The organism is Mesorhizobium sp. M8A.F.Ca.ET.165.01.1.1 (assembly GCF_004792065.1).
Lineage (GTDB): Bacteria > Pseudomonadota > Alphaproteobacteria > Rhizobiales > Rhizobiaceae > Mesorhizobium.
Genome location: NZ_SRTH01000013.1, coordinates 149,249 through 166,251, shown reverse-complemented (window position 1 = coordinate 166,251; position 17,003 = coordinate 149,249). Strand labels below are relative to the sequence as shown.

Below are 17,003 nucleotides of genomic sequence, written 5' to 3'. Positions count from 1 at the left end.
TCGCGCCGGAAGGTGTTCATCGACACAGTTTACGGCAGTTGCCCTGAATGTGCTACATATTGTGATAAAACTAAATAAAAACAACATTCTTATGTCGCATATCGACCCCAGCCAACGGGGCCTTATGACAAACGCGTCTCTTCGCTATGTATTGGCAAGCCCTGGGGTGAAAAATGCCTGGACTAAGCTTCGGGCCATAGGTCGAGTCCTCGTTCAACCCTTAGAACGTTTGACTCGCTCACGCACTGCGGAAAGGCGCCTTTCCTTCGCCTGAAGATTCTGCAGCGCGGCCTCCAGGTGGTCATATAGCGGAAGCCATGCCTCGCCTTGCTCGCCGCGTGCGACGATGATTTCTGCGATGCGGTCGAGAACTCGTTCGATGCGCTCGGTAGTGACCGGACGACGAGTGGTCGAGTGCGGTCTCACGAAATCACCCTCCTGCAAGGTCACCGGGTCAGCATCCCTCTGTAGTCGGATTTGGATCATGGGGGAAGGCTGGCGCAATATTGATCGATCGACAGCAGTAAGACATCGGCTGCTCTAGCCGCCTACGAGTGACTCTATAGTAATCGGCGATGCGCTCTCTTACGGACTTCCTTGCTAGCCTGCCTGGTATCATGCCCATTAAGACGAGAAGGCTCGTTCTTGAAGGAGATGTTCTGTCGAAAGCTGAGCGCGCCGACATCTACATACCCGAAAGGAATTGGCTCGATCTCGTTCTTGAGGTTGGTCCTGATGCAGCCGCAGCGATCCTGTTAGCCTACAAAAACGGGCGCCTTCCGATGAAGAGAGGCTGTACGCCAACGAATTCGCCTCAAGCAGAAGCTTATCTTGCCGAAGGAGACAAACTTAGGAAGCAACTCGCGGAGAGAAGGAGCAGAGCAAGCGGTTAAAGACCCATCGCTCATTCTAGAGCGAGATCTCATGCATCGCCTGATCGACAGCGTGTTTATTGCTAACATTGGCACCGGATCAGGTCCGATGGTGTTAGCGGGCATCACTGTGCATAAGCAGGTCATCGGCTACAAGAGCGATAGCGGGAAGAGCACAGGTTGGCGCCTTCGGTTGACTGGACAGGATCGGATGGTCAGCCCCGGCATTCCGAGACGGTCCCGCCGTAGGCCGACAATCGACGCAACGACCCTGATCGAAACTGGGGCTTGCATGAATGATGGCGCTACCAAGTGCCAATGGAGCAGGCTGGCTCTTTTGGTTGCGATGGATGGATCGCTCCAGCGGGGCGTGATAGACTGTGCTGACGGTACTTTTTGAGATCGGGTCGAGTGTGCGACTGAGCACCGAGAGAGCGAAAACCGACCGATTGGCTCCGATAGTCTATGAAACCTCAAAACTTTTTTTGCGGCGATTTTCCGTTTAAAGTCAATAGTGTAACTTTTTGAGGGGCCGTGTGTCGGCTTTCAGTGCCGCAGGAAAGAAAAAACCAAGCTAGATCAAGGTCCTAGCTGGGTTGGAAACGATCGAGTGGGAGCAGGGGAAACGGCGGCGATAGGGCGGGTTCGGCACTGTAGCCTTCGCTTCTACCCATTGCATCCAGTATCAGTCGCCTCCCAAAAGATGGTGGCAAAGCTGAATGCTGAACATGTCAAGCATTGATGTAAAGCGTCCTTAGAACCGTGTCGCGCTTTGGCGTACAATGACGTGCACATAGGCGGCTGAACCAGCAGCGATGGTTTGATATTGGAATCCTGCATCACTCGCTGCCTGCCGGCATGGCTTGAAAGTTTTCCTCGACAATCTGGCGCATCCGGCACTTCGGAATGGAATTGCCGCTCGTCTTGTCTTTGGCCATCCCATGACGAGGCCTTCCGACTTCACTGCACCCCGTCTCTGGGTTCAAGCTTGGTGAATGCGTCGGATCCGGACGGCCATGCCGGTGCGGTTAGACACTCATTGCGGATGGGTCTGCTCTGAGGTACCTTGCACATTCCGAAGGTGCCTGCTGCCGCGATGGTTTTTCAGTCTTTTTCCTGTTGCTGTTTCGGCGGATTGTGAGTTCTTCATCAGACCTTGATACCGCAATCTGGGGAGCTTGTGGTCGTCAGGTCGCGGCGGTTGAGGCGGTTGCCATGCTCCGGCTGTGCGGATTAATCGCGGTTTTCCTCGTGGCCGCCTTCACGACGTTCGATGCGTCGGCCGATCGAAGGGTCGCGCTGGTGATCGGCAATTCCGAGTACCGGGAAATCCCCGCCCTCAAGAATCCCGACAAGGATGCCGAGGACGTATCCAAGACGTTTCGGCTGGCCGGCTTCGAAGTGTTCGTTGCCAAGGACCTCACAAAGCTGCAATTCGAGGAGCAGTTCCGCAACTACCTTGCTGCGGCGGACGGCGCCGATCTGTCCGTCGTCTACTATTCCGGTCATGGCTTTCAGATTGGTGGCGAGAATTTCCTGATCCCCGTCGATGCCTCGCTGAAGAATGCAGCCGACATAGAGGTCCAGGCGGTCAAGCTGGATGATGTCCTGCAGCAATTGCGCGCGAAATCGAAGATCCAGGTGATCATCCTCGACGCCTGTCGCAACAATCCGTTTCCGCGCAAGGATTATTGGCTGAGGGACCAGCTGATCACGGCCGGCAACACCGGTCTTGCACAGGTCAAAAGCTCGCTGAATACGCTGATCGCCTTTGCCACCGAGCCAGGGGCGGTCGCCTATGATGGAGGCGGAGACCTCAGCCCGTTTTCGTCCGCATTTTCGCGTCGGGCGCTGGCGCCGAACCAAGAGATACGCACGGTCATGGCCGCGGTGCGCCGGGATGTGGTCGAGGCCACCGACGGCAAGCAGGTTCCCTGGGAAAACTCCTCGCTCATCGACGAAGTTGTCCTGATGCGCCGTGCCAGCCGGCCTTCGCTGCCGCCGGTTCTTGAGAAAGTCGTGCCGTCGGGTGTCGGGCCTGTTGCCCTTGACCTGCCGGAACCGGTCGATGTCGATGGCGGATCGATCACCGTCAGCATCGAAAGGCCGCCCGTGCTCGGACGCCTGCTGCTGGACGGCAGGGCCGTCGAGGTCGGCGAAGAGATTCAGGGCGTGGACCTGCCACGCCTGAAGATGGATGTGCCCAAGGGCGCCGGTGCGCCCGAAGAGGTGGACATGCTGGCCTACGCCACGCATGACAATTGGGGTGGCGAAGCCCGGGGCATCATGGTGTTCCGTGTCAAGGATGGCCACGGCGCCCAAGGCGAACAGATTGCGGCTTCGCTCGAGACCGAGCAGAAGCAGCAGGTGCTGGAGCGGGGCATTCATATCACCGGCGCCGCCGAGGCGATCGAAAACCGCGAGATCAGCGTCCCGGTCGGAGTAGGCCCGGTTCCGCTGAATCTGGATTTCCCCACAAAGGATCCCTCCGTCAGCCTGAAACTCGCGAGCTATCCGGCAACGGGAACGCTGTCCCTGCCGGATCGTGCCCTGTCGCCGGAGTCGAGCCTGATGGCGGACGAGGTCGACCAGCTGCGCTACGAACCCCAGATCGGTGCTGCCCAGCCGGTAGAGGTCGGCTTCGAAATCCGCGCCGACAGCAGTTCATCCAAGCCCGCCACCATGAAGCTGTCGCCACGCGTCGATCCTTGCGACCAGGCCGCCGGCGAGCCTCTCGACCTGCAAGGCGTCGTCCCCGGCCTGCTTCCGAATGAAATCGGCACCGAGGCCGTGAAGGCCTGCGAGGCGGCGGTGAAAGCCTATCCCGACGTCGCCCGCTTCCGCTACGAACTGGGCCGAGCGCTGCTGGCAGCCGGCAAGGTCGAGTACGCCAAGAAAGCCGTCCAGGCGGCAGCCGACAATGGTCACGTCCGTGCCGTGTTCGAGCTTGGCTACTTCAACGCGACGGGCACGGGAATGCCTGCCGACCGCAAGCAAGCCAATGCCTTTTATGCGGCGGCGTCCGACAAGGGCGATCCTTACGGGATGACGTCATGGGGACGTGCCCTGTTCAACGGCTATGGCGTCGAGCGCGACACTGGCAAGGGGCTGGACCTTCTGCTCAAGGCGGCAGCCATGGGCCATACCTACGCGATGAATGATCTTGCCGCGATCTTCACGGAGGGCCGCAATGGCGTGCCCGCCGATCCGGCCCGCGCCGTGGCCTTCTTGAAGGCGGGCGTTGAGCGGCAGGACATGTATTCGATGAACCTGCTCGGCCGAAATTACCTCGCCGGCGTAGGTGTCGGGAAGGATCCCAGCCAGGCGCACGGGCTCTTCCAGAAGGCCATGGATCTCGGCCAGCCTTACGCTCCGGCTAGCCTCGCGCGCATGTACCGGGACGGTGTCGGCGTCGGGCAGAACCTCGATGAAGCGCAGAGACTGTTCGAACTGGCCACGGCCCGCGGCGATCAGTCCGGCGCCTATGACCGGGCGGCTCTCGAAATGCAGAAGGGCGACAAGGCCGACCAGGCGATAGCGGTGCGCTACCTGGCCTTCGCGGTGGCACTCGATCTTCGCAAGGAATTGCCGGGCGCCCAGGCGACGCTGACAAAATTCGGCGTGAAGGCGAAAACGGCGGCGCTGAAGCAATTGCACGGCGAACTCAAGTCGAAGATCGCGGCGAACGGCTCGCTGGACGACCAACTGGTCAAGACGGCCAGAGCGGTCTGGGAGCAAGCCAATCCGCGTCGGGACTTGTTTTGATCACAAGGAGGCAATGGTGGGCACGGCAGTGAAGCAGGCATTGATTGCAACGGTTCTATCCGGTGCCCTGGCGGCGCTAGCGGGCTGCATGTCCGTTTCGCCCACGGCCGAACCAACGGTGACGACGACGAAGCACAGACAGAAGCTCGTTCGCACGACGTCCACGCCAAAGATCGACCAGCAGAAGAAGGTCACCGCCAAAAAGGTGATCAAGCCGGTTGAGGAAACGGCACCTGTCCCCCCGCCAGTCACTCCGTCCATGGGTGGAGGCGGGAACGGAGGTAGTGGAGGCGGCGGTTGGGGAGGTTGATCAAACCTCAAGAATGCCGGACGTAGCTACGACCATGTCCTGGTCGTGGCGGCACTGACTCCCGGATCGTTTCACACCGGCTTAGGCTTAGTTCAGGAATGGGGCAGCATCAGTTCTTCGCCGATTATCCTGCATTCTTAGGATTTGCAGCCGTACTCGCCAACCAACCGCGAGTGCTCTATGCTCCCCGCTTGATGTCGGGTCGATACGGTGGTCCTGGGCAGGGGCGTTCCATGTTCGAAGTCGTCGCATTCTGGTGGAAGACAACGTCGAAAGGCCTTGCTGCAGCAAGGGCTCTTGGCCTCACGTTGTTGCTGTTGCTCGGGTCGCAAGCCGCCAGCGCCGCGCCGAACTGGACGCTCGATCCCGCAGCTTCGGTGATCACCTACCAGTCGGTCAAGAAGAACACGATCGTCGAGACCAACAAGATCAGGAACATCACCGGCACGCTGAGCGCGGCGGGTGATGCCAAGGTCACATTCGACCTCAACTCGGTCGATACCGGCGTCGACCTGCGCAATGTTCGCATGCGCTTCCTGTTCTTCGAGACATTCAAGTACCCGACGGCCGAGCTGACGGCGAAGGTGGATCCCGCCGCATTCGCCGATCTCGCGACAAAGCGCAGGGTGAAGGCAACCTTGCCTTTCCGTCTCAATCTGCACGGCGTCGACAAGGACCTCGAGGCCAGCGTCGTCGTCACTATGATCAGCGACACCATGGTGTCGGTTGCTTCGGAGGCTCCGGTCGCTGTCCATGTCGAGGATTTCGGCCTGTTGCCGAACGTTGACAAGCTGCAACAGGCAGCCAATGTCACCAACATCGTGCCGACCGCGTCGGTATCGTCGATTTCGTCTTCACCGCTGACGGCAGCAAGCCGGCCGCCGCTCCGACCGCCGCGGCGAATTCAGCCGAGGTTGGCCCCGTTGCCACCGATGCCGCCAAGGCGAACTTCAGCGACGAGGAATGCCTGAACCGGTTCGCCGTGCTGTCGCGCACCGGCGCCATCTACTTCCGGCCGGCCAGCGCGCGGCTCGATGCGAAGAGCCGGCCGTTGCTTGAAGAGGTCGAAGGTGTCGTCGGCAAATGCCCGAGCCTCAAGGTCGAGGTCTCCGGTTACACCGATTCCGACGGCTCGCCGGAGGCGAACAAGCAATTGTCCGAACGGCGGGCCCAGGCGGTCGCCGATGCCATTGTTGCCGCGGGGATTGCGCGCACGCAGATCACGGCGACCGGGTATGGCGAGGAGCGGCCGGTTGCCGCCAACGATACGCCAAAGAACAAGGCGCTCAACCGGCGGATCGAGTTTTCCGCGACCAAGCTCTGAGGGTGCGGTGAGGTCCGGTCTGATCGCCCGTTGCGGCCGCTTCTTTCGCGCCGCCGGTCTCGTGGTACTCGCCTTGCTGTTGACTATGACGGCCGCCAGCGCCGAGCGCCGCGTCGCCCTTGTCCTCGGCAACGCCCAGTATCAGCACGCGGCACCCCTCGCCAATCCGGTGCGCGACGCCCAGGCCATGGCCGAACGCTTGAAGAAGCTCGACTTCGAGGTGGTTTCGGGCTTCGACCTGACCAAGCCGCAGACGCAGGCGACGATCGCCCAGTTCGCAAAACAGGTGCGCGGTGCCGATATCGCGCTGTTCTTCTACGCCGGCCACGGCTTGCAGGTTTCGGGCAAGAACTACCTGCTTCCGGTCGACGCCGCGCTGGAGGACGAGACTTCCCTCGACTTCGAGGCCGTGTCGTTTGATTTTGTTTTGCGCCAGATGTCACGCGAGACCAGCATCAGGCTGGTGTTCCTCGACGCTTGCCGCGACAATCCCCTCGCCGAAGTGCTGGCCAAGACTGCGGGCGTCCACGGTGCGATGAGCGGCCTGGCCGAGATCCCGATCGAGAACGGTGGCGCCGGCACGCTTGTCGCTTTCGCCGCCAGTCCCAATCAGGTCGCCTATGACGGGTCGGGCGAACATTCGCCGTTCACTGCGGCGCTGCTTCAGCACATCGGCGAAGCCAACGTCTCCATCACCGAGGCGATGAACCGGGTGACCGGTGATGTCTTCAAGGCAACCGCCGGCAAGCAGCGCCCCTGGCTCAACGTTTCGCTGACAACGGAGGTCGTCCTGCACAAGGTCGATCTCAATGCGCCATTGATCGTGGGCGAGGCGAGCACACCTCAAGCCGAAGGCGGCTCCGACGCGCGCAACACCAGCCCGGCTAGTCCGTCAGGCCCGAGCAACGACCAGCTTGCGCTCGATGTGCTGCGCCAGAAAATCCCCAAACTGGCGTCGGATGCCCCGATCCTTTTCAATCATCCGGTCGACTTCGGCGATGCGGCGATCGACGGCAAGAGCATCGCCGAACTGATCAAGGGCAAGCCCCTGTTCAGCCCGGTGGAGGGGTTGGACAAGTCGGTCTGGGAAGGCAAGCACTGCGACGGCTGCCATGAATGGAACGAGGCCCGGCTGTGCGATCAGGCGAAGAATTTCGCCGCCAATGATGTCTCTGTCTTGCGCCTGCAACATCCGCTGGGAACACGCTTCAAGGTGGCGCTGGCCAAATGGGCGCAAGGCGGCTGCAAGTAAGCGGCTCTAATAGGCATCAGCCGATTGGCGCGCCTCGATCTCCGCCATCTGGATGCCCATTTCGACAAATGCGGAAAGAACCGCAAACCGGTCCGCGAGAGCGACACGCGCCAGGCCGGCCAGAATCCCGGCATTGACGGCGTGGGCAGCAGGTAATGGCGGCAAGGCCGGTGTTGTCGTCGCGTCCATGGCCGAACCATTGTTCCGCCATCCAGCAGCCAGCGCAATCCAGCCGACTGGCGTTGTTGCTGGTGTCGTCGCGGCCGTGCGGACGGCTGCCTGATGGCGGGGATTGTCCGGTTCAGCCACCCAGTCGCGAACATGCGCAAGCAATTCCTGATCGGTTCCATCGAACAGCTCGGTCAGATGGCTCAGGCATTCATGCGCCCACCAGACCGCGGCCCGCTCGGCAAGCAGGTAGGCACAGAATGTGATCGCTTCCTCGGGAACGCGCCCGGCGAGCAGGTGGCGGCAAAACGCGATCGAGTTTTGGTCGGTTGGAAGGGTTCTCATGTCCTCGGCAATAGCCGGACAAGCCGTGAAAAGATCTCGTGCCGTCTTGAATCGGAGCCCATTGGCCATGACCGCCACGCTTTCATCGAGAAGCCTTGGTCACTCAAGCCTCAGGCGCGGCGCGGGTCAAGTCTCGACCAATGATCCGGTAACAGCCAACGGCACTATCGTGCCGCCGGCGTTTATCGACAGACAATTGCACTGGAATTTGGTATGATCGCCATCATCGAAATCGGATGCTCAGATAGGAGTAACCGTTATGCAGTGGGGCAGTTCAACTTTTGTCTTGGCGGTCGTGGTGTTTTTCTCGACCCACGCTTTCGCCGATCCTGTTCAGAAATCAGAAGACATTGTCAAGTTCTTTGCCGGCGCGGCCGATCTCGGCAAGTCGCGGGGAATTTGCGTCGGCACCGAGGAGGAGTGCAAGAGCAAGACCAAGACCAAGGCAAAAGAAGCGCCGGGAGAGAAATCGAGTCTCGATATGCTGATCAATTTCGGCCTAGATTCGGCCGCACTCGACACCACTGCGCGCTCTGAACTCGACGAGTTCGCCAAGGCGCTGAAGGACAGCCGGCTGAGCACGTTCAGCTTCGTCGTCGAAGGCTACACCGACGCCACTGGCACTGTGCATTACAATGAGGGCCTGTCGCAACGACGAGCGAAATCGGTGGCAGCCTTCCTGACGGCCAGTGGTGTCGATCCCGCCCGCATCGACGCCATCGGCATGGGCGAAAAGAATCCACGCAGCCCCAACCCGTATGATCCGGTCAACCGTCGCGTGGAAATGCGGATTAAGGCGCAGTAACGCGCGGCGGTCAGTGTTTGAGCACGCTGCCCACGGCCACACCAGCGCCGAAAATCAGTGCCCTGGCGAGAAAATTGTCCCGCGGCCGAGCAGGTTCATCCCGCCGCACCATGATCTCGCGGTCGCGCCACTTCTGAGCGACCTGCCGTTGTTTGCGGGGTCCTTGTGCCACCGGCTTCATCGCGCGGGCTTTCTGCACGACGGGCTTCCTCGGCTGTGCCGTACGGGCTTGATCGGCGTCATATCCGGCGCGCACGGCTGCCATCACGGGATCTGACTGGATCACCAGGAACGCCAGTTGCTCGCGCGTCAGATAGGTAGTTTGTGGCAGTCCGTTATCGGCTTGCCAGATGCCGATCGCCTCACGGGTCTGAGAGCCCAGGGTTCCGTCGATCAGCCCAAGCTCGTTGCCTAACGCTTCAAGCCGCAACTGCAGGTCGATGCGGCTCTGGCGGTCGAGGCCCATCGCACTTTCCGTCAACTCGGTGCCCGGCTTCTGCTTCATCTCGTCCGGAACGCTGACAGAGGTGCGCACGGCGGAGCCGGGACCGGCGTTCGCCTGGTTCGTATCGAGTGCCGCGACCTGCCGGTTTTGAGCGTTCGGGCCGTCCAATTCGTCGATGTTCAGCCGCGCTACGGTGGCGAAACGACCGTTCGGAAACTGGTCGAGATAGGCCTGGTAGAACGGACCAGAATTGTGCTTCGAGGCCTCATCCCAAAGACGTTGCTCGACTTCCCAGGAAAGAGAACCATTGGCGACAGGGGCAGGGGCGGATGTCGCGGATGCGTCGGCTACCGGATTTACGGCCGGCGGCGCCGCAGCGGCGACGGGTTTACCCAGGAAAACCTCGCGTCCCAGCGATGCGTTATGCCACGGCCGCTGGCGACCTTGCGTGGTTTCGGTCACCTCGCCGCGCACGCGCGTCAGCGCGCTCTGGATTTCGACGCCGGGCTCGGTCAGATGCCTGGCGAGCGCGGTGGAGTAAGGACTGTCGACCCCGTCGCCGTCGAAGGCGATGGCGCCCGGATCCGTTGCATAGGCAATAAGCAGGCCACCAGTATCGACGACGTCCGATCTTGCTTCGACCGGCGCCAGGCCGGTGCCCAACGAGGTGGATCGGCTTTTCGGCAGCGAGGCCGCCAGCGTCCTTGCCAGCGGATTGTCGCGGCAAGCGTCGAGGATGATGACGCCGATCGCCGGGTCGGGCGGAAGCGCGGCCATGAAGTCGTCGATCTGAATGGTGCGCGTCTTGAGATAGGCTGGCGATGTCAAATCGGCGTCGACCGGTATCAGGTAGTTCTTGCCGTCGACCTGCATGCCGTGACCGGCATAGAAAATGACCGCCAGGTCGGCGTCGTAGGCTTGCTCGGTGAACCGGCTGATGAGGCTGTGCATGCCTGCATTGTCCTGATCGACCCCTTCGATCACCTCGAAGCCGGCATCGCGCAGTGTCGATGCGATGAGGCGGGCATCGTTGGCGGGGTTGGGCAAGGTAACCGCATGGACATAGTTGGTGTTGCCGATCACCAGCGCGACGCGCTTGGCGTCAGGCACGGCTGCCTCGGCGCCGAAGGCGGCAACGAAAGCCAGGATAATCCCGCTCAGAAAGACTGTGATCGTTTTCATGGACCAGCCCTCTACCCACTGGGGGCACTGTTGATGTCTGCGGATGCCAGATTTCGTCGGCGACTGGGTCGCTTGTGCCAAAAATGGATCCTTGGACATATGTGATGCTGAGCCCAACTTTGGTTCACAGAGGCCCGAGAGATAGTGACACCAATGGCCTGAGGGGCTGATGCCGCACGGGCCGGGTCAAAGCGTATTCTGGATCGAGCTGATGAGGGCGGTGACGGCCTGCTTGTATTTTTCGAACTCCGGCGATGTCTGGCGGATCTCCGTAGTCGTCGACGGCGGGTTGGCGTCGGTGGCCACACGGCTCAGCTTCTGGCCCATCTTCCTTTCGGCCCAGTCCACCACATAGCTGGCTGTCTTGCCCGTGAGAAACGGGTTGGCCTGGATGACGGCGGACCCCAGCACGGCGCTCAATTGTGCCGAAGCTGGCGCCGACAGCACCTGATGCGCGCCTTCCATTCCCAGGAAATGACAGAGGTAGAGCCGGCCGGCCGTGATCTGGTGACCGCGCGCCCGAAGATACGCTTCGCCCTCGCGCGCCAGATTGCGAACCATCTCGCGCGAGATCGTGGCGTCGTAGCGCAGGGCGAGCAGGTCGGCGGTCGACAGCGAGCGCGCGAGGTCCGGACGGTAGGTATTCATCATCCGAATCCAGGTCTTCGTTATGAACTGGCCGGCGCCGGTCGCCGAGGAATTCGGGTTCTTGGCGCGGGCGCTGCCGCCACTCTCGACATGAACGATCCGCTCGGTCAGCGTTTCGACGGCGACATCGCCGGAATTGCCAGAATTGCCGGAATTGCCAGTCTCATAGGTGGCGACCGTGGTGGCAGTCCCTAGCGGATCGATCGCCTCGCCGTTCTGGTAGAGCTCGAAATGCAGATGCGGGCCGGTCGAGAGCCCGGTAGTGCCGATATAGCCAATGACGTCGCCGGCCTTCACCTTGGTACCGACTCCGCTCGCAATGGCGAATTTTTGCATATGCGCATAGCGCGTCTCGCGCCCGTTCGCATGCGAGATCTTCACCAGATTGCCATAGCTGCCGCCATCGCCCTGGAAGCTGATCTCGCCGTCGAAGGCCGCCATGATCGGCGTGCCGACAGGGGCTGCCCAATCCACGCCCTTGTGGATACGAACGACGCCGAGGATCGGGTGCTTGCGCGGGCCGAAGGTGGATGTCATGACCCCGTTCACCGGCGTGACCATGCCGTTGGCGACAGTTAGCGAACGCACCTCGTCATTGCCGGTGACGCAGGAGTACTGGCCGTCGCTCTGCTGGAAGACGAAACAGTCGATGGTCTTCTCACCGCCCTGGACGCCGACATAAAGCACCCGCCCGGACGTCTCATCCTTGCCACGCGGCGTCTGCGAGTAGATCAGCACTAGGCGCTGGTCCTCGCTGGTGAAGGCGTCGAGATCCTGTCCTCGCGACAGGTACATGATCGCCTCGCCGATGACGCCGGTCGGGACCTTGTTGCGCGCAGCCGTCGAATAGATCGCATCGAGCAGGCGGTATTGACGCTTGGGCCCGCCTTGATCTGCACCGGAGTAGTTGAACAGATCCTCTTGCACCCAGGGATCGACACCCGACACGAAGGCGCCAGGGGCATTGCGCGTCAACGTGCCGACAAAGACATTCTTGGCGTAGATCGAGACCTGCATGAGCGACATCGTCGTCGTTTCGCGGTTCGGCCGGAATCCGCGCATGGCGACGACATAACCCGCTTCCAGGCCGTCCCGGTTGAAGAGCGCCTTCAAGGCTTCGCCCGCCAGCTTGGCATCGTCGGCGGAGAAATGCGCATCGAGCGCAACGCTGTCCAGGCTGCGGTCGTTGAGGATCTTCACGAAGGTGTCTTCGGTCGCCTCGAAGCGCTGGTACTCGTTGGTCGCGGTTGCGACGGTCGTATTGTTCTCGATCTGGGTCTTCTTGAAGGCGGGCAGCGCTGCCTCGCCCTGATCGATGGTCTCTCCCCAGCCGGCCTCCGCGTCGCCGGCATCCGCCTTGGGCGCCGAACCGGCCGGGGCCTCGCTCGCATCGGGTGCAGCCAGCTCATTATCCAGGTCCCCCTGCTGGTCGTTCGGTGCCACCGGCGGGGCAGGCGGAGCGGCCTGCTCGGTGGGTGCGGCGGCCGGCGATGTCGGAGCGGTCCGCCGCTGTGCCTGGAAGAAGGCGAAGTCCTCCTGCGTCGACGGGATCGTCGTCATGAACTTTTCGCTGGCACTCAGCATGACGTCGGAGAGGATCTCGATCTGCGGTGAGGCGCCGGAACTGTCGAGTTCGGACGGGCGCGCTACCGCATGGCCCTTGCTTGCCGTGTCGGCGTCGGGCGCAAGCGTGATCCACATCGGATCTCCGGCCAGTTCGATAATGGCAGGCACATAGACGGATGCATCTGCCGGCACATCGTCCGTGCCTTCGACCGCGTGCAGCTCCTCGTCTTCGTCGCCGAACGACCAATAGTCCGCTGTGAGGTAGAAACCGGTGGCGATCGATAGCAGGACAACCACGGCGAAACCGGCAATGAGCCGGCGCCAGAGCGTGCGCCTGCGCAGCGCGGCGCGCGCCAGTTTTTTCTCCCTGAAGCTGGTGTCGATACTGTGCGTCACGGATTGCTTCCGGTCAGGAAGAAGGTCCACCGCACCTGTTCAAGCGTATCGACTTCGAGAAACTGCGCTGCGATATGGCCGCGCTGCCAGCACTCGTCGATGCCGCGGATCGAAAAACGCCGCCGCTCGATGCACATCTCGGTCGACCCGGTCAGGATCGCATGGCCAAAGACATCAGTCGCGTAGATGTAGATGTAGCGGTTCGTCAGTTCCTCGCGGATGACGTTCACGCATTGATTTGCGCCGATGGTCCACCAGCCGTCAGTCTGGTCCGCATTGTCGACCTTCTGGCCGACCGCGAGATTGACGACGTCGAGTGTCTGATTGCAGACCGTGAATTCGGCCCGCGCTTCGCCGGGCGCCAGCACGGCCAGCAATGCCGCCCCTGCCATGACCGCAAGCTTCATGCGGCCCGTCAGGGCAACCAGGGCTCGAGCCGGCTCACGCTGCCCCAAGGGCAGGTCGGCGGACGAGTTGGGGAAACGCGAGCGGCAGCGTTCCATCGGGCGCCCATGCTATCCGCCGAGCCGGAAATACTTGGCAGTGGCTGAAAATTGCGATCCGTCGGTCTCGATCTCTTCGAGAATCTTGGGCAGCAGCACCGAGGCCGGCGTCGGCGTCGCGAAGGCTGCCGCCTGAATATCCTGCGGACCCGTGATCACCATTATGATCTGCGGCACGGCCTTCCCGGCGGCCTTGTCGGCGGCGCCGAGGCCAATCGGGATGCTGAAGGTGGCCTTGTCGGATTGTGCGACGATGCGGTCGTCGAGATTGAACATCATGCCCTTGTGATCGATCAGCAGGACACTGGAGATGAGCCCGCCGTGCGTCACCAGCGTGCCGCTGATCGGCGTACCATCAGGCACCGATGTCCGGTCGAGAACAAGCTGCGGCTTGTCGGCCGTGGTCTGCCCGAGAAAGCGCAGAAAGTTGGTGACTTCGCATTGGCTCGGCTCGATGAGGCGGACGCTGATGTCCGGCTCTACGTGGAATTTTGCCTGGAAATCGCCAAGCATCCGTTCGAATGGCTGGACCGCCGTGCCAAAGCCTTCGATCGCGGCGGCCTTGTCGGTCGACGACGTCATGGTGGCATAGAAACAGTCGCCGCCGCCGAAGTCGCGAACCCAGGAGACACGTTGCGCGCTATCGTCGACGACCGGGGGGATCGCCGGTTTGGGTACGTTCAACGCGACGACTGGTAGGTCCGGCTGTTTGGCCGGCGGTGGCGAGGCGTTTTGGCCCTCGGCGTTCGCGGTATCCGTCTGGCTTACGCTTGGTTTGGGTGCTGGCACGGTCACCTTGGGTGCTTCCGGCTGGCTGATCTGTGGTTCGGGCTTTGGGGTCTCCACAACCTTTGGCTTGGCCGATGGCGGCGTTGCCACCTTCTCGGCTGGCGGGGCTGGAACTGCCGGTGCGGCTGGAGCTGTCGTCTCAGGCGCTGGAACTGCCGTCTGACTGTTGCTGACCATCGTATTCTGCTGGGGTGTCGGCGATGCCTTTGCGGACGGTTGCTGCGCATCCGTTGCCAATGGCGTTGGGGGTTCCATGGCTTGCGGGAGAGCAATAGGCTTCGCCGGCTCTGCCGTCTGCACGGCCTTGGCATCTGCCTGGTTTCCAGCCGGCGGTGCGCTCGCCTCTGTTTGCGGTTGGACTGCCATTGCCGGCGGCTTCGGGGCTTTAGCCTGCGAGGGGATTTCGGCGGGCTTGGCCGGCAGCGGCTGTTGGGTTGCCACGGCATCTGGCTGTTTTTCAGTAGGCTGGACGCTGGCTCCCGGCTCCGCGGCCGGACCTGTCATTGCCGGCTCGGGGGCGCTCGCGACCTTGTCCGTCGGCGCCGGCTTCGATGGTTCGGGCGAAAGCGATGTCTTGCCGGCAGTCGGCGTCACAGGTGTCATGAAGCCGCTCAGGTAAAGGCCGGCGACCGAGACGACAGCCAGCGTCGCAAGAGCAGCGATCGCGATGGTTCGGGTCTTCGCGGGTTTCCCGGGGACATTGCTCGCGGCCGTGCGCGGCGGGCTGGCGGCCGGCGAAGGCAACGGTTTGGACAGATGCGCTGGCCGGACATGCGGAACGAAGCCCTGCTCGCCCGGGCCCGTCGCCGCCGGCACGTTGTGCCCCGCGACATTGGATGGCTGGGGCTTGGGATCAGGAGCAAGGGTTTGCTCGGCTGGTGGCAAAGCCGGCCGGTCGCGGGGTGTCCTGGATGGGGGCGGTGTTGTCGCTTCGTCTTCGCCGCGCGTCATCCTGGCGATGTCAGCCATGCTGACCGGCCGGTCTTGCGGATCCGGTTGCACCATGGCTTCGACAATGTCACGAAAATCGTCGTCGATGTCAGAGAGATCAGGCACGGTTCGGCGCTTTTCGATGATCTCGTACTGCGATCCGCTCATGTCGATCGGCTTGCCGCGCAGGGCGGCGGCCAGCACCAGCCCAAGGCTGTAGATGTCGGACTGCTCGCTGACGTCGCCGCTGTACAGCCCGAGCTGTTCGGGTGAAACGTAGTTGTATTTTCCCGCGAACTTTCCGCCGATCAGCGTTTCCCCGCCCACCGTCGCTGATCGCGCGATGCCGAAATCGATGATCTTTGCGCGGTCGACCCGGCCCCCCGGCAGGATGATGTTGTCGGGCGACAGGTCGCGATGGATTGCTCCGGCTTGATGCACGGCGGCTAGGCCGGATGCGAGGCGATGGCAGAGCTTGCGCACCTCTTCCGTCGGCATCGGCCCCCTTCGCATTATGTCGAACAGCGACTCGCCGTCGACGAATTCCATGGCGAGGTAGGGCCGGCCGATTCCGGGATCGATGGTGAAGACGTGGTATCGCACGACCGCGTCATGCGACAAATGGTTGAGGATCGAGGCCTCCTTGCGGAACAAGGACAGGATCGTCTGGTCACGGGCAAACTCGGGCAGCACTATCTTGATCGCGACGTGGTCGCCGGTCTGGATGTTGTGGCCGCGATAGACCTCGCCCATGCCGCCAAATGCGATCCGCTCGTCAAGTTCGTAGATGCCGCTGAGCTGCGTGCCGACCGCGGTGTTGGCCACCTGCGGCGATATTCGCGTCTTGTCATCGGCGCTCATCGGCCTCAGCCCTCCGCTCTGGACAGATCAGGGTGGAGCGATTGTCCATTGCGCCCGGTTCCGATCTTCACCAGTACAATGGTCACATTGTCCGTTCCGCCCCGCGTCAGCACCGTTTGCAAGAGATTTTCGCAGGCCGCCTGAGGCGTTGCCGACACCACCGCGGCCTCGATCTCCGCATCTGTGACATGTGCCGTCAGCCCATCGGTGGCCAGCACGAAAATGTCCCCCGGCATCAGTTCGCCCTGCTGGAAATCGATGACGAAGTCGTCGCTGACGCCGACCGCATGCGTGATGACATTGCGGCGCGGCCAGGTCAGCGCCTCGGCCGCGCTGATCATGCCTCGATCCAATAGTTCCTGCACTTCGGTGTGGTCTTTCGAAATCTGCGAGATCGCGGCGTTGCGGATCAGATAGACCCGGCTGTCGCCAGCCCACAGGCAGGCAAACCGTCCGTCCATCGCCAACAGGGCGGCGACCGTGGAGCCGATGGTGATGCCGCGCGATTCCGATATGCCGCGGATCTCGGCATTGGCCCGGCTCAGTCTGTCCTCGAAGCGCGCCCGCAGGTCCGGAGCGGAGCTTGCGATGCCGATCGTGGCCAGGTGGTCGACAATGCTGGCCGAGGCGACTTCTCCGGCCTCATGCCCGCCCATTCCGTCGGCCACCACCCAAAGCCCGGTTCGTGGCTCGAGCAGGTAGTTGTCCTCATTGTGCTCGCGGACACAGCCTTTGTGGCTCACGCCGAAACTGTCAAAGGGAAGGGCGACATCGCTCACCTTGCCACCAAACGCTTCTCACGCGTCCTCTGCGGCCCAATCCCGGGCGCTCGCTCACGGCAG

12 protein-coding genes are annotated in these 17,003 nt (G+C 62.0%); 5 read left to right on the top strand and 7 right to left on the bottom strand.

The genetic code is table 11. The annotated features are described in order from the left end of the window. Positions 1-213: 213 nt before the first annotated feature. A complete protein-coding gene (locus EN808_RS27345) occupies positions 214-450 on the bottom strand; it encodes a hypothetical protein (RefSeq protein ID WP_135917255.1) in 237 nt (78 codons plus the stop codon). Positions 451-2,087: 1,637 nt separating this feature from the next. Between EN808_RS27345 and EN808_RS27335 the strand changes: the two genes are divergently transcribed. From EN808_RS27335 to EN808_RS27320, 4 genes are all read left to right on the top strand, one after another. Further along, positions 2,088-4,637 (top strand): caspase family protein, encoded by a 2,550-nt coding sequence (locus EN808_RS27335; protein ID WP_135907044.1) that lies wholly within the window; start codon positions 2,088-2,090, stop codon positions 4,635-4,637. 543 nt (positions 4,638-5,180) lie between these two features. Further along, on the top strand, positions 5,181-5,918 hold the full coding sequence (locus EN808_RS27325) for a YceI family protein (protein WP_245525136.1): 738 nt from the start codon (positions 5,181-5,183) through the stop codon (positions 5,916-5,918). Between the two features lie 11 nt (positions 5,919-5,929). After that, positions 5,930-6,271, top strand: a complete 342-nt coding sequence (locus tag EN808_RS37190) for an OmpA family protein (protein ID WP_245525135.1) — start codon at positions 5,930-5,932, stop codon at positions 6,269-6,271. Positions 6,272-6,278: 7 nt separating this feature from the next. Then, the gene (locus EN808_RS27320) at positions 6,279-7,523 is read left to right on the top strand and encodes a caspase domain-containing protein (RefSeq protein WP_245521047.1); all 1,245 of its coding nucleotides are present in this window, start codon (positions 6,279-6,281) and stop codon (positions 7,521-7,523) included. A gap of 6 nt (positions 7,524-7,529) precedes the next feature. Here EN808_RS27320 and EN808_RS27315 read toward each other — a convergent pair whose 3' ends face one another. Beyond that, positions 7,530-8,105, bottom strand: coding sequence for a hypothetical protein (locus tag EN808_RS27315; protein ID WP_189521918.1), 576 nt, complete (start codon positions 8,103-8,105; stop codon positions 7,530-7,532). A gap of 190 nt (positions 8,106-8,295) precedes the next feature. Between EN808_RS27315 and EN808_RS27310 the strand changes: the two genes are divergently transcribed. Further along, the gene (locus tag EN808_RS27310) at positions 8,296-8,841 is read left to right on the top strand and encodes an OmpA family protein (RefSeq protein ID WP_135880703.1); all 546 of its coding nucleotides are present in this window, start codon (positions 8,296-8,298) and stop codon (positions 8,839-8,841) included. A 10-nt stretch (positions 8,842-8,851) separates the two neighbouring features. Here EN808_RS27310 and EN808_RS27305 read toward each other — a convergent pair whose 3' ends face one another. The 5 genes from EN808_RS27305 to EN808_RS27285 form a co-directional block, all read right to left on the bottom strand. Beyond that, entirely contained in the window at positions 8,852-10,468 is a 1,617-nt protein-coding gene (locus EN808_RS27305; RefSeq protein WP_135907087.1) for a caspase family protein, read from the bottom strand. Between the two features lie 186 nt (positions 10,469-10,654). Then, a complete protein-coding gene (locus tag EN808_RS27300; RefSeq protein WP_135907056.1) occupies positions 10,655-13,078 on the bottom strand; it encodes a M23 family metallopeptidase in 2,424 nt (807 codons plus the stop codon). Continuing rightward, complete coding sequence (locus EN808_RS27295) at positions 13,075-13,581, bottom strand: DUF1036 domain-containing protein (protein WP_245511664.1); 507 nt, start codon at positions 13,579-13,581, stop codon at positions 13,075-13,077. The genes EN808_RS27300 and EN808_RS27295 overlap by 4 nt, the downstream gene beginning before the upstream one ends. A 12-nt stretch (positions 13,582-13,593) precedes the next feature. Further along, complete coding sequence (locus EN808_RS27290; protein WP_135917254.1) at positions 13,594-16,161, bottom strand: serine/threonine-protein kinase; 2,568 nt, start codon at positions 16,159-16,161, stop codon at positions 13,594-13,596. Between the two features lie 5 nt (positions 16,162-16,166). Continuing rightward, complete coding sequence (locus tag EN808_RS27285) at positions 16,167-16,940, bottom strand: PP2C family serine/threonine-protein phosphatase (RefSeq protein ID WP_135880699.1); 774 nt, start codon at positions 16,938-16,940, stop codon at positions 16,167-16,169. Positions 16,941-17,003 lie beyond the last annotated feature (63 nt).